The organism is Micrococcus sp. IITD107 (assembly GCF_041927415.1).
In the GTDB taxonomy this organism is placed as follows: Bacteria; Actinomycetota; Actinomycetes; order Actinomycetales; family Micrococcaceae; genus Citricoccus; species Citricoccus terreus.
Window position 1 is genome coordinate 644724 of sequence record NZ_JBHFFN010000001.1, and the last position, 12516, is coordinate 657239.

Here is a 12516-nt window from a genome sequence, read left to right on the forward strand (position 1 = left end):
CGGTGGCGGTCAGGGGACGTGTCCAGGCGGTCATGGGACGCTCAGGCCTGTTCATCCAGCACGGTGGTGATCAGGGTGCGCAGCGTGGAGGGCTCGGCGATTCCCAGGATCCGGGCCGAGACCCGGCCCTGGCGGTCCAGCACGATGGTGGTGGGCACGGCCTGCGGCGGCACGTAGTCGGTCATCGCCAGCAGCACCTCCCCGCCCCGGTCCTCCACCGAGGGGTAGGTGATCCCGAAATTGCGCTCGAAAGCCTGCGCCGTGGCGATCGTGTCCCGAACGTTGATGCCCAAGAACTGGACGCCCTCGGGGGCGAACTGCTCGTGCAGGGCCTGCAGGTCCGGGGCCTCCACCCGGCACGGGGCGCAGGCGGCGTACCAGAAGTTCAGCACCGCCGGATCCCCGGCCAAGTCCTCGGTGCTGATCGGCTGCCCGGAGAACAGGGTCGAGTTGAACTGCACCGGTGCACCGCGCTGGTCCGGGGCGATTTCCAGGACGGACCCGTCGCCGGCGATGTAGTTCTTGCCATCGGCGTTGCCGGCCTGGGCGGCCAGTGGATCCTCCGCCCCGCAGGCCGCCAGGAGCGGCAAAAACGCCACACCGGCCAAACCGGCCAGCACGCCGCGCCGTCCCGGCCAGCCCGGGTGGTCCGGGCTCCGGCGATCGGACTCACGGGAATGCTGGGCGCAGGACATGGCGTACTTCCGGGACCTCTCCCTCGGGGCAGGACGTCCCCGGAATTCTACAGCCCGTAGAAGGAAGGGGAGAATCCGCACCACGATGCTCCCGTCGAGGCACGGGTTCCAGGCCGGGCGGCGCGGGCGCGGCGCCGCTGGCGCTGGTAGCGCTGATGAGGCCAGGGACCCTCGGTCCGCCCCGCCCGGCTCGGCGCGCTCCCCTGTCGGCACCGGGTTCGGCCTGGACGGTGCCGGGCTTGTGCGCGATGAAACGCAGCACCCGACCACCGCGGGAGACCTGGAGGCGGACCGGCTCCAGGCCGGCATGTTGCAGGGCCGGTCCGAACGCGGCCGGTTCGATGAGCCGGTGCGCCGAGCGGTCGGCCACATGCAGCCAGGCGGCGGCGCGCGAGGCGAGCAGGTCGTAGCCCACGAAGAACCCGCCCGGCCGCAGGACCCGGGACGCCTCGGCCACCGCCTGTTCCCAGTGGATCACGTGGTGGAGCATGAGAAAGCTCAGCACCGTGTCGAAGGACTCCTCGGCGAAGGGCAGGGCGGTGGCATCGGCCTGGCGTACCTCCGCCGCGGACCGGGCGAGGCGCCGTTGCGCGGACCGGACCATCGCCGGGTCCGCATCGGTCGTGGTGAGACGCAGCCGGGGGTGGGCCGCAAGGATCGCTTGGGCCATCGCTCCGCTGCCTGCACCGATCTCCAGCACCCTCCCGGCCAGGGGCACACCCTGCGTCGCCCAGGGAACCAGCCGCCGGGCCACAAGGCGCCACGGCGCACTGCGACAGAACGCGGCCTCCAGGGTGGACATCCTCGGCATGGCCTCCACCTCCCAACGCACCGACACGGTCTGAGCCGAGACTACGTTCCCGAGCAGCAGCATTGAACCGGACGGATGTGGCGCGGCCGCGGTCTGAGCCAACTCGCCTGAACCACGTCACGGGCGTCCACCGATCGGAGACGGACGGCGAATAATGAACGGATGACTTCCGCGATCGATCCCACCACCTACACCTCCACCGCCAGCACCCCCACCGCTTCGGGTCACCGCGACGGCGACACCGCCTGTGGCGGGTGCGGCACCTCCCGGAGGGCCTTCCTGGGGCGCGGTGCGGTCATCGGTGCGGTGGGAGTGGCCACCACGGTGGGCCTGACGGGCTGCACGGAGGACCTCCAGGCCGAGGCCAGCGCACCGTCACAGCACCCCGGTGGTTCCCCCACCCCGGCCCTGCCCGCCGCGGACCTGCCGGTCGGTGGCCAGGCGTCCGTGACCATCGACGGTCGAACCATGTTGCTGCACCGCGAATCCGAGGACACGGTGCGTGCCTTCTCCGCCGTGTGCACACACCAGGGGTGCACGGTGGCCCCGGGCCAGAATCGGGGCCAACCCACCTTCGCCTGCCCCTGCCACGGGTCGCACTTCGACGTGGCAACGGGCGTGCCCTACGGCGGCCCGGCCCAGAAACCGCTGACCGAGTTCACCGCCTCCGTGGACGGCGACATGCTGATGGTGACGATCTAGTGCCGCGAGTCGACCGCGTCGAGCATCGCGTCCTCGACCTCCTCGTCCGTGGGCCGCCCGCCGCGGCGCTTCACGGGGCGGGCGCGCGGCGCGCGGTGGGCCGAGAGGTAGCCGTCGTCCTCGGTCAGCCCCAGTTCCCGGTCGTCGCGGTCGTTGACCGCGCGCTGCCGGGCCATGTAGCCCCACACGATGAAGCTCATCAGCCCGAACATGAACCACTGCAGGGAGTAGGACAGGTGCGGGCCCTCGTCCAGCGGAGGCTTCGGCGGCTGCTGCAGCGCCACGGCCGGGGTGGGGGACTCCGTCGCGAGCTGCCCGTACGCGGTGTCGGCCACGTCGTAGCCGACGCTGTCCTCGAACGCCGCGAGGTCGATCGACGCGAGCTGGCCCTCGGGGGCGTCCCGGCCCAGGTCGGGCTCACCGGGCTTGACGCGGGTGACCACCGTGACCTCGCCCGCGGGGGGCGTCGGGACGACGTCGGGACGGCCGGGGGTGGTGTCTCCGATGGGCAGCCAGCCGCGGTTGACCACGATCACGTCGCCGGTGTCCGCCCGGAACGGGACGAGCACCTCGTAGCCCGGCTTGCCGGCCAGGGGTCGGTTGCGGACGATCCGGGTGTCCTCCTCGAGGTACTCCCCGTGCATCTCGACCGGGGTCCACTCCTGCTCCGGCCGCACGTCCGTGAACAGCCCGGCGTTGCCGGCCAGCGGCACGGCCGGCTCGTCGTAGTTGGAGAGCACCTTGTTGATCTCGGCGACGGTCTCCATGCGGCGGTCCATCTGCCACTGGCCCAGCAGGGCGCAGGCGAGGGCGAAGAGGGCGCAGAAGGCCAGGCCGCCGAGCCACTGGGGCGAGATCAGGAAGCGGTAGTCGAGGCGGCCGCGCTTCGTCGGCCGGTCCGTCAGGGTCTCAGTCAAGGCGCAGTACGTCCTTCAGCAGTCCGCGGGACCGCAGGTAGTCGGTGAGCCAGTCCCGGTGCCCAGGGCAGGCCAGCCAGGTCTTGCGCCGGTCCGGGCCTGGTGTGTACGTGCGGCGGGCATGGGTCGGCCCCTCGGATCTGGGTTCGCGACGTGAGGTCGACGTGGGGTTGTTCCCCGGCGGCGAGGAGGCCGGGACCGGGCAGGCCGGCAGTATTGAGCCCACGAGCCCCGGCCCCGGGTGCGAGTAGGGGACTCCTCGGCGTCCGCGGTGCCGTGACCGGCTCACCCCGCGGGGCCCCGGGGCTTCGGTGAGCTGACTCTGTCCCGAGCGGCCGGGAGGAAATGGTGTTCACGGTGGCTCAGCCGCTTTCACGCCTCGGGCCCCGGAAGGAAGCACGGGAGGCCAGCGGGCCTCCGCGCCCCCTCCATGGGCCGGCGTCGGCCCGGAATCCCAGTAACGGCGGGGTTTCCCACCATTGCGGCGACCACGGACGGTGTCCGTGGCGGGCGGCGATCTTCACGAAACCTTCAAGGTTCGGCCCCTCCGTCCGCGCCGCAGGGGCGGTCCGCGGTCGGTGACCGGGCGGGCGTGGGCGTCGATCCCTCGGATCGACGAAGGAGCGCACCGCGACCCATCCCGTGAGCACCATGCTGGACACCTCCCCGATGCAGGTGGGGGGCATCGGCCGGCAGATGTTGGCCGAGTGCATCCAGGCCTGTTCCCAGCGCCCCCAGGCCTGCACGGCTTGCGCGGACACGCACCTGGTCCAGGACATGGCCGGCGGGGTGGCCAAGTGCCGTACTGACGGGGATTGGGCCGACCCCTGTTCGGCCGCCGGCAACGTGCCGTCCCGACGCGCCGGGTGCGTCCCGGACCTGCCTGATGGCGATGCGGTCGGCGGTGCGGATGCGAGACCCCGGCTGGGTTTGCGGCGACAGGCCGGAACGCCATCTCTACTACACTGCGTAGAAGAAGGTTCTACTACAGCGCGTAGAAGTAGAACATGTGTGGGCCCCATCTGCCTAAGGAGCGATATGCCTCGCATCACCATTGGACTCGGCGTCCTGCTCATCGCCGTCGGCGCCATCGCCTATATCGCCACGGCGTTCGCCAGTTGGACGGCGCTGATCCCGGCCATCCTGGGAGCGGTGATCCTGGTCGCGGGCCTCATTGGCCGGAAGAATCAGAAGCTCGGCATCCACCTGGCCCTGGCCGTGGCCGTGCTGGGCATCCTGGGCACCTCGATGAACGTCCTGCAGCTGGGCGCACTGATCGCCGGCACCGCGGAGCGTCCTACGGCCGTGTTCACCAGCACGATCACCTTCGCCCTGCTCCTGCTCTATGTGGTCCTGGGCGTCCACTCGTTCGTCTCCGCCCGCCGGTGGAAGGCCGCGGAGGCCTGATCCCCGGGCCGGCCACCACTGAGGACAGCGCCTACGGTCCTTGCCCGCGCCGCCCAGGGCACCGGCCCCGGTGAGAGGGCATGGTGATGAGGCAGGACGACCGGGCTCCGGAGAATGACCGGGCCGTGTGGCCCCGGCGCCGGCCTCTCAGATTCGGGTCGTCCGTCCTGCTATCCAGGGACACCGCCGGACCGCCCTGCCTCGAGTCGGTGGTGGTGCCGGGCTGGCGCAGGCTGCCTGCCCACCAGTTGTCCCCCGGTCCACGGCACTGGGCGGCAGGGCCGGGCGATGATGGCGCCGCCTGCGTGCTGTTCCCCACCGGCGCTATCCCGCTCTGTCGTGTCCAGCGGTGAGGCGAGGCCTACTGTCTACTGCGGCCCCCACCGGCCGCGCCCCCGGGCCCGACCCTCCGGCCTCCGACGTGAACGGCAATGGGGTATGTCCGCCCGTGGCAGCCGCGCTGAGCTGCAGGTGGTACGTGGAGGTCGGATCATGCTGGGGCCGTGGCCTGGCCACGGGGTGCCCGGGAGCCAACGCGGACGCCCGGTGTGGCCTACTCGGTGCCGTCGGTGGCGGGGCCGCTCAGGTCGCGGCTGATCTGTGGTTCGCCGGAGTCCTCGAAGATGATTTGGACGTCCCGGTGGACGGTGCCGTCCGGCATGGTGACGTCGGCGCGCAGCGCATTGCCGCGCCACCCCTTGTCCTCCACCGATTCGACCCCGTATTTCTTGGCGACGTTCTCCTGGATGTTGTTCTGCGAGGTGATGTCTCCGTAGACCGCATAGGCGACAGCCGCCAGGCCGATGACGAGGACCCCCGCCCCCGCGAACACCTCACGGACGGCATCCTTCGTCCGGTCCGGTCCGGCGAAGCGGGCGTCCTCGTCGTCCAAGTGGGCCTGGTAACGCTTGCGGCGCCACAGCCCGTGGGCGAGGACCGCCAGCCCCACGATGGCCACGAGCGTGCCGACCCATTGGGTGACGAGAGGGGTCTGGAGGTCGATCGGCGCGTACATGACTCCATTGTCTCCCGACTGTCTGGTCCGGGAGGACCGCTGGTCGCGCGCCCCGGGCGGTCGCGGGTCCGCCACTCCTGCGCACGGCGCTGGTGCCGTAGGTCACGCTCACCGGCCTGAGCGCCCCGGCCCTGAGGGCGCCCCCGGGCTTCGGGCAAGGCGGGCGCCCCGACGGCACGCCGATCGTAGCGTTCTCAACCTTGTCAAATCGCCGGTTGTGGCTATCATCGTTGTATGACGATATATCCGATCCGTGACGAGCCCTCGGGGTTCGAGGACCGCGGCGCCTACGCGGCGTTGTTCCATGCGCTGGCCGAACCGACTCGGCTGGCGTTGCTGGAGCACCTGGCCAGCGGTGAGCACCGGGTCCGGGACCTGGTGGATCACATGCACCTGGCGCAGTCGACGGTGAGCAAGCACCTGGCCTGCTTGCGGGACTGCGGCCTGGTCAGGGTGCGTGCCGAGGGCCGGTCCTCGTGGTTCTGTCTGGCCGATCCGTCCCGGTTGGCCGATCTGATGCAGGGCGCGGACGCGCTGCTGGGGGCCTCCGGGGTGTCGCTGTCCCTGCGCGATCACCACGACCACGACGCACTGATCACCGAGGAGGGCTGATGGGCGCCGGACACCAGCACGGCCAGAGCCACAGCCACGGTCAGGTGCCGCAGCAAGCCGATCGAGGGATGCGCACCCGACTGTTGATCGCCTTCGGCCTGACCGCGATCATTGTTCTGGCCCAGGCGGTCGGCAGCGTGGTCACCGGCAGCCTGGCGCTGCTGACCGACACCGCCCACGCCGTGAGCGACGCCTCGGGATTGCTCGTGGCTCTCATCGCCGCGACCATGATGCTGCGCCCGCCCAGCAGCTCCCGCACCTGGGGCTTTGCCCGGATCGAGGTCATCGCCGCCCTGGGCCAGGCGGCGCTGCTGCTGGTGGTCGGCACCTACGCCGCCGTCGAGGGCATCCGTCGACTGTTCGAACCCGCGCAGGTGCCCGGCACCGAGTTGCTGGTCTTCGGCGTCATCGGGCTGGTCGCCAACGTCGCAGCCATCGCGGTGCTGGCCTCCAGCCGGGGGGCGAACTTCAACATGCGCGCGGCCTTCCTGGAGGTCCTCAACGACGCCCTGGGATCCGTGGGGGTGATCGTCGCGGCGATCGTCATCAACACCACCGGCTTCCAGCAGGCCGACACCATCGCCGCCCTATTCATCGCCGCCCTGATCGTGCCGCGCGCCTTCTCACTGCTGCGCGAGACGGTGCGGGTGCTGATGGAGTTCACCCCCCAGGGCGTGGACCTCGACGAGGTCCGCGAACACATCCTGGGCCTGGAGCACGTCCGAGACGTGCACGACCTGCACGCCTCGATGATCGGCACCGGCCTGCCGGTGCTCTCCGCCCACGTCGTCGTCGACGACCGGTGCTTCGAGTCCGGCCACGCCCCGCGAATCCTGGAAAAAGTCCTCGCCTGCGTCAAGGAGCACTTCCCCGTCTCGTTCGACCACGCCACCATCCAACTGGAGACCACCGCCCTGCGGGACCAGGAGGCCGCCTCCGTGCGCCACGCCTGAGGCCCACACCGCGTCCATGCCCGGATGTCCAAACTCTTCTTTGCCAGTCAAGCGGCATCCTGACTAGAGCCTTGACAAGCCCGATCTCATCGCTGCTGGATTCAACGGCCGGCTCGACGCCGGAGACTGTCAATCCCCTGTCGGCACCTTCCTCCGCTGTCATGCGACAGACTCAAGCGTCCTCGACGTCCACGACGCCGGGGATCGGTGAGGTCCCGGTGAACTGATCACGCATCCTGTTCACACCTTCCTGAGGATGCGCCTCGGAGACGAAGGACTGACGTTCGCCCCGCGTCTTGACGGTGTCCAATCCCATCGCCTCCTCCCGGTTCTGCTCCAGCGACGGATCACACTCACCGTCCCGGTTGAAGGACCACATGAGCATCGGGTCGCCCATCGGCAACGGGTGACCCGGATCGCCGTCGTGCCGGCCGGTGTGCCAGGTGTGCCACGTCTTGCCGTAGCTGTTGAGCAGTCTTTTCATGAAGGCCTTCTCGGCGACATCGGGCAGTCCCGGGGCGACAAGCTGTCCGGAGAGGATCTCAAAGTTGTGCGGATGCCAGTAACTGCGCTCCTGCTCCGGCAGGGTCCGGTAGAGCGCTTCGGACACGATGTACTCGATGCCGATGAGGTTAGCCTCGCGGGTGTTGCCGTCGAAGAGAACACACTGGATGAAGTCGTCGTTGACCACCCGGCAGTAGTGGTGGGCCTCCATCTGCATCTGCGGGTCGTCCATGGCCGGATGGAACCCAACGACGTAGACATCGAAGTCCTTCAGCGGGGCGGTTCCCTGGAAGAGGTTCGCTCCCTGCTCCAGCGCCGCCAGTCCTGCCCCTTTCCCCTGACCCGCCGGGGTGGTCGGACTCTGGCGCACCTTGCTGCTCATGGCGATCTTCCCATCCTCGAGGCCGTGCCAGTGCTCCCTGTCTACTGCGCGGCCCAAGCACACGCAATGGCTGTGGCGCTGACTCGCCGACCCAAGTACGGCCGGCGTGGGCACACACTTCCCTGAACTATGCCCGGAGCGCCTCGCTACCAGGGATGGCAGTCGCTGGCGTGTCGGTGAGGGGTCCCCTTATGGACAGTCCTAGCATTCACAAAGTTACAGTTCGTGCCGGTGACTCCTTATATCCATGCAGCCGACTTCAGCCGCTGCCAGTCAGGATCGAGTGTCCAAGCGGGTATGCCCTGCCCTGTGCCAGGAGCTGGGGATCACCCGGCAGACCCTCTACCGGCACGTCTCGCCGACCGGGCAGCTGCGCGAGGATGGACGCAAGGTCCTCGCCCGGAAAGGAAGTTCATGATCGGCTGGCTGGAACGATGGCGGATCCCCTTGTACCTGGTGGCGCTGGGAGCCGGCGCCGCGTTCGGACTGCTCGCCCCCTCCACCGCCCCGGGCTTGGAGCAGGCGATCAACCCGGCGCTGATGATCCTGCTGTACGCCACGTTCTTGGGCGTGCCGCTGACCCGGCTCGGCCGGGCACTGCGCGATGGCCGGTTCCTGGCCGGACTGCTGGTGCTGAACTTCGCCGTCGTCCCGGTCGTGGTCTACGGACTCTCCCGGTTCATCGCCGACGACCAGGCCCTGCTGCTGGGGGTGTTGCTGGTCCTGCTGACCCCGTGCATCGACTACGTCATCGTCTTCTCCGGACTGGCCGGAGCCGCCCACGACCGACTGCTGGCCGCGGCCCCGCTGCTGATGCTCGTGCAGATGCTGCTGCTACCGGTCTACCTGGGCCTGTTCATGGGACCGGAACTGTTCGACGTCATCGACGTGGCCCCGTTCATCGAGGCGTTCCTGTTGCTGATCGTCATACCCCTGGCCCTGGCCGCGATCACCCAGTTCTTGGCCGCACGCTCCGCCGCGGCCCGGCGGGTGATGGATCTAATGGAGGCGCTGATGGTGCCGTTGATGATGGTGACCCTCACCGTCGTGGTGGCCTCGCAGATCGACGCCGTCCGGGCAGACCTGTCCTCGCTGCTGCGGGTCATCCCGGTCTATGTCGCCTTCCTGGTCGTTATGGTCCCGCTGGGCATCCTCACCGGCCGGGTCTTCAGACAGGATGCACCGGCGTCCCGGGCGTTGGTTTTCTCCGGGGCGACCCGCAACTCGTTGGTCATACTGCCCCTCGCCCTGGCCCTGCCCGACTCGCTGTCCCTGGTCGGGGTCGTCGTGGTCACTCAGACACTGGTCGAGTTCGTCGGCATGGTCACTTACGTCCGACTCATTCCCCGGGTCGTCACGCACCGCCCGACGCCGTCGCCGACGCGTTGAGCTCCCATCACGACGGGTGCTATTCGCCCGCAGTGTCGCTGACTTGCGCGACCGGCACGTCCCGGCAGCAACAACTTGGATGGCGATCGCAGGCGTGCACGATCATGCCGCGTTGGACCACACATCCACAATCTGCACAGGCCATTTCCATGAGTTCAGGCTATAGAACCTTTGTTGAGGCAGGATCTTGGCGGTTCGTGCAGCCGACTTCTGAAATCCGTGCCGGCCACTTCTGAAATCGACATGCACCCATAACCGTTCCTCCGGCCTCTCTAGTAAAGGCAATGCCGGATTTAAGGTGTCAGGGCGGGTATGCCTTCTTTTACACCCATAGAGCCAACGGAAGTATGCCGTCAGAGTGGGTCCCAAACCGGCGCTTGGACACTATTGTGAAGGCGGGTCTTAGACGGGAATGAACACACGGTGCCTCATCGCTCCCCCCGCGCTCAAGACTGGCGCCCCGCCCGGTTCAGTTCCTCACCGAGACCGTGGGGTGACTCCTTCTCCTTCGCAGGATCTCAGCACTCAGTCTTTGATCTCGTCGGCTTGCAACAACCACTCGCGGAAGTGTTCCTGTTGTACCCGGCGCAGTCTGGGTCCCACCGAGATCACGGGCAGCTTCTGGTCCTTCATCCACCGCAGCACGGTGCCCTGACTGACGCGCATGATTGTGCAGATTTCATCGGTGGTCAGCAGATCGGGCTGGCCCTCCAGCAAGGAATCAACGGCCGTCGGATCGTTCATCATCACCCTCCACAGTCTTCACATACGAGCCTGGCCCCGCAGAGCACACCTCGACGCACTCTAAGGCGCGAGACTCACGCTGATTCACGGCCCGCTTCACGGACGTCGGGAAACAGGCCCTCGGGTGGGGCCTGGTACGGCAGCGGCTGGCCCTTGCGGGCGTGGTTGGTCTCGGTGTTGGCGTCGGCGGCCGCGAACGGTCCGTCGGGGTCCATGAGCACGGCCATGTGCGGATCGGCGTGGTCGCGGAACCACACGCTCATGCCGGTGGCCGGGTCTAGGCGTGGGTGCTCCCAGGCACGCCAGAGCGCTTCGAGGCGGATCACCGCTTCGTCGTACTCCCACCAGCGGGCCGCCCAGACGCGGCTGCGCCCGTTGATCGCCCGCCGATAGACGTGGCGCAGGTACTCGCGCACGAACTCATCCACGGACCCGTAGTACAGCGTCGGTTCTTCGGCCGGAGGTTCAGTCGGCTCCGGCTCGCTGGGCTGGGCTTGGATGCCGTCGTAGTCGTCCTCGCCCCAGTCGCTCACGAGGCCCCCCTGGTCCGGTTGCTGACTTCCACGGCTTGCTGTTCGTCCTCGGCCTCGCGGATCGTTTGAGTGGCCTGCGGGTCGTGCGCAGCGATGGACGCCTTCACGGCCTCGGCGTGCGGGCCGGTGTACCAGGGCTGGGTGCGGATCAGGGTCGGGCGATTGCCCGAGGCCAGGACCACGGCCCGGCCCTTGGGCATGCCTGCAAGGTCGGCCACATCCAGGATGCGTTCGCGGTGCAGTTGTTGGGAGACGGTGCGTAGTGACGGGATTCTGCATGCGCCTGGACTGTATCCAGGTTCTCTAGTTTCCGCAGCGTTGCCTGCTCATGTTCCCTTGCCTCTCTACCACGTTCGTGATGGGGTAGTTAGGAGCAGGCCGGCACTGGATCGGATCATGCCAACTACTTGCGAAGCGAAGGCTCGCCGCTTGTTCGCAACTACTTGGCACTTCTCCTAGTCATTGGTAACAGATAGATGCTTACCTGACAGTCCACGATCAGTTCACCCACTGCAGTAACCGAGATCTCGGGAAAGGCGACTCCCCTGTTGCCGTCTGCATCATCGTCGCCGGTTCAGCCCGTCCCTGAGGGCGACTGGCCTCTCGCGTCCGGCTCCCATCGCAGCAGATCGCCGGGCTGGCACTGCAGCACCTCGCACAGTGCCTCCAGTGTGGAGAACCGGACCGCCTTGGCTCGACCGTTCTTCAACACAGCCAGGTTCGCCGGCGTGATGCCCACTCTCTGGGCCAGCTCCCCCACGGGCATCTTGCGCCGGGCGAGCATGACGTCGATGTCCACCACGATCGGCACTCAGATCACCTCCGCCAGCTCCGCGCGCATCTCCACCGCCTGCGTCAGGAGCATGCGCATGACCACCATCAGCACCGCCGCTCCCCCAGCGGCCACGCCTGCCACGCCGAACATCAGCACGATCCCCGGTGCCGCGTCTCCGGGTGCCAGGGCGACGCCCGCGGTCAGCAGGCACAGTGTCACCACGGCCATGCACCCGATGATGACGTCCACCTCGCGGAACGAGCGGGCCTCGAACACCGTGGACTGCCGCACGCGCGTCAGCAGGCGCCACATGCACACCAGCACCACCTGGGCGGCCAACGTCCCCACGACCACCGTGACCGCTCCCACCAGGCTCAGGTCGAGGACGCGCTGGGCGCTCCACATCCCGACCACATCCCGCAGCACCCGCGGGATTACGAACACCTGCGCCCACAGGACCGCCAGGAACACCACGGCGATCGTCGCCTTGCACCCCAGCACGGAGAGCCTGGCGCTGGTGCCTTGCCTGCCTCGTCGGACATCCATCACACATCGACCTCTCACTGGAACCCACCGCTTCTCGAGAACAATCTATTGTTTATCGATACCGATGACCAGTCTTGTCCTCCCCCGGATGTACCACCTCATCCTCGAGGATGAGGTGACCGGGTGGCGATACGGTCCGTTCGGAGGATCCGCGCGGGGCCCGTCCCCGGACAGGATGGAGTCATGCTCACCGCCGACGCCACCACCAGCACCGTTCAGCACAGCGACCTCCAGACCGATCGGACGGCACCCGCGCCCGCAGGCGGCGTCAGCTCTGCCGACCGACTGATGCTCCACATCGTCGTCGGCCTGGTCCTCGGCGCTGCTTTCGCCGTGGCCCACGAGAACTGGCTGATGATCATCGTGGGTGGCGCGCTCGGCGTGCTCTTCGGCAGCACCGGCACCGTCCTGGAGCGCCACAGGGTCTGAAGGACACAGGTCACTCCCCTGCCCTGACGCGAGTCACCTGACCGGCCACCCCGTAGTCTGTGCGAGATACGGGAGTGAACACCGATGCGGCAGGCGGGCCTC

16 protein-coding genes and 1 pseudogene are annotated in these 12516 nt (G+C 68.2%); 7 read left to right on the forward strand and 10 right to left on the reverse strand.

Translation table 11 applies throughout. From position 1 onward, the window contains the following. Positions 1–41: 41 nt before the first annotated feature. Together ACEXHE_RS03070 and ACEXHE_RS03075 are read right to left on the reverse strand one after the other, a co-directional pair. Entirely contained in the window at positions 42–695 is a 654-nt protein-coding gene (locus ACEXHE_RS03070; RefSeq protein WP_374784664.1) for a TlpA family protein disulfide reductase, read from the reverse strand. Next, entirely contained in the window at positions 670–1533 is an 864-nt protein-coding gene (locus ACEXHE_RS03075) for a methyltransferase domain-containing protein (protein WP_374784665.1), read from the reverse strand. The genes ACEXHE_RS03070 and ACEXHE_RS03075 overlap by 26 nt, the downstream gene beginning before the upstream one ends. 135 nt (positions 1534–1668) lie before the next feature. Here ACEXHE_RS03075 and ACEXHE_RS03080 point away from each other — a divergent pair, with 135 nt between their 5' ends. Then, positions 1669–2208: a Rieske 2Fe-2S domain-containing protein gene (locus ACEXHE_RS03080; RefSeq protein WP_374784666.1), complete on the forward strand. Its 540-nt coding sequence runs from the start codon at positions 1669–1671 to the stop codon at positions 2206–2208. Here ACEXHE_RS03080 and ACEXHE_RS03085 read toward each other — a convergent pair. After that, complete coding sequence (locus tag ACEXHE_RS03085) at positions 2205–3125, reverse strand: SURF1 family protein (RefSeq protein WP_374784667.1); 921 nt, start codon at positions 3123–3125, stop codon at positions 2205–2207. The two genes, ACEXHE_RS03080 and ACEXHE_RS03085, sit on opposite strands and share 4 nt — an antisense overlap. A gap of 1038 nt (positions 3126–4163) precedes the next feature. On the opposite strand from ACEXHE_RS03085, the gene ACEXHE_RS03090 reads away from it, so the two are divergent. Next, positions 4164–4532 (forward strand): hypothetical protein, encoded by a 369-nt coding sequence (locus ACEXHE_RS03090; RefSeq protein WP_091696770.1) that lies wholly within the window; start codon positions 4164–4166, stop codon positions 4530–4532. Between the two features lie 553 nt (positions 4533–5085). Here the strand turns inward: ACEXHE_RS03090 and ACEXHE_RS03095 are convergent. Further along, on the reverse strand, positions 5086–5547 hold the full coding sequence (locus ACEXHE_RS03095) for a hypothetical protein (RefSeq protein WP_374784668.1): 462 nt from the start codon (positions 5545–5547) through the stop codon (positions 5086–5088). A 234-nt stretch (positions 5548–5781) separates the two neighbouring features. Here ACEXHE_RS03095 and ACEXHE_RS03100 point away from each other — a divergent pair, with 234 nt between their 5' ends. Both ACEXHE_RS03100 and ACEXHE_RS03105 read left to right on the forward strand, forming a co-directional pair. Next, positions 5782–6159: an ArsR/SmtB family transcription factor gene (locus tag ACEXHE_RS03100; RefSeq protein WP_374784669.1), complete on the forward strand. Its 378-nt coding sequence runs from the start codon at positions 5782–5784 to the stop codon at positions 6157–6159. Continuing rightward, positions 6159–7112: a cation diffusion facilitator family transporter gene (locus tag ACEXHE_RS03105; RefSeq protein WP_374784670.1), complete on the forward strand. Its 954-nt coding sequence runs from the start codon at positions 6159–6161 to the stop codon at positions 7110–7112. The genes ACEXHE_RS03100 and ACEXHE_RS03105 overlap by 1 nt, the downstream gene beginning before the upstream one ends. A gap of 172 nt (positions 7113–7284) precedes the next feature. Here ACEXHE_RS03105 and ACEXHE_RS03110 read toward each other — a convergent pair whose 3' ends face one another. After that, positions 7285–7998, reverse strand: a complete 714-nt coding sequence (locus tag ACEXHE_RS03110; RefSeq protein WP_374784671.1) for an OBAP family protein — start codon at positions 7996–7998, stop codon at positions 7285–7287. Positions 7999–8305: 307 nt separating this feature from the next. On the opposite strand from ACEXHE_RS03110, the pseudogene ACEXHE_RS03115 reads away from it, so the two are divergent. Both ACEXHE_RS03115 and ACEXHE_RS03120 read left to right on the forward strand, forming a co-directional pair. Next, a pseudogene (locus tag ACEXHE_RS03115) lies at positions 8306–8416 on the forward strand (recombinase family protein); the annotation flags it as partial. Further along, positions 8413–9387: an arsenic resistance protein gene (locus ACEXHE_RS03120; protein WP_374784672.1), complete on the forward strand. Its 975-nt coding sequence runs from the start codon at positions 8413–8415 to the stop codon at positions 9385–9387. The pseudogene ACEXHE_RS03115 and the gene ACEXHE_RS03120, both read left to right, overlap by 4 nt. A 525-nt stretch (positions 9388–9912) precedes the next feature. Here ACEXHE_RS03120 and ACEXHE_RS03125 read toward each other — a convergent pair. From ACEXHE_RS03125 to ACEXHE_RS03145, 5 genes are all read right to left on the reverse strand, one after another. After that, positions 9913–10134, reverse strand: coding sequence for a helix-turn-helix domain-containing protein (locus ACEXHE_RS03125; RefSeq protein WP_374784846.1), 222 nt, complete (start codon positions 10132–10134; stop codon positions 9913–9915). 71 nt (positions 10135–10205) lie between these two features. Further along, positions 10206–10664, reverse strand: coding sequence for a DUF4913 domain-containing protein (locus tag ACEXHE_RS03130; protein WP_374784673.1), 459 nt, complete (start codon positions 10662–10664; stop codon positions 10206–10208). Further along, on the reverse strand, positions 10661–10882 hold the full coding sequence (locus ACEXHE_RS03135) for a hypothetical protein (protein WP_374784674.1): 222 nt from the start codon (positions 10880–10882) through the stop codon (positions 10661–10663). Before ACEXHE_RS03135 ends, ACEXHE_RS03130 begins: the two co-directional genes overlap by 4 nt. Positions 10883–11238: 356 nt before the next feature. After that, positions 11239–11475, reverse strand: a complete 237-nt coding sequence (locus ACEXHE_RS03140; RefSeq protein ID WP_374784675.1) for a helix-turn-helix domain-containing protein — start codon at positions 11473–11475, stop codon at positions 11239–11241. Further along, positions 11476–11985: a DUF2975 domain-containing protein gene (locus tag ACEXHE_RS03145; protein ID WP_091696120.1), complete on the reverse strand. Its 510-nt coding sequence runs from the start codon at positions 11983–11985 to the stop codon at positions 11476–11478. 183 nt (positions 11986–12168) lie between these two features. Here ACEXHE_RS03145 and ACEXHE_RS03150 point away from each other — a divergent pair, with 183 nt between their 5' ends. Continuing rightward, complete coding sequence (locus ACEXHE_RS03150) at positions 12169–12414, forward strand: hypothetical protein (protein WP_374784676.1); 246 nt, start codon at positions 12169–12171, stop codon at positions 12412–12414. Positions 12415–12516 lie beyond the last annotated feature (102 nt).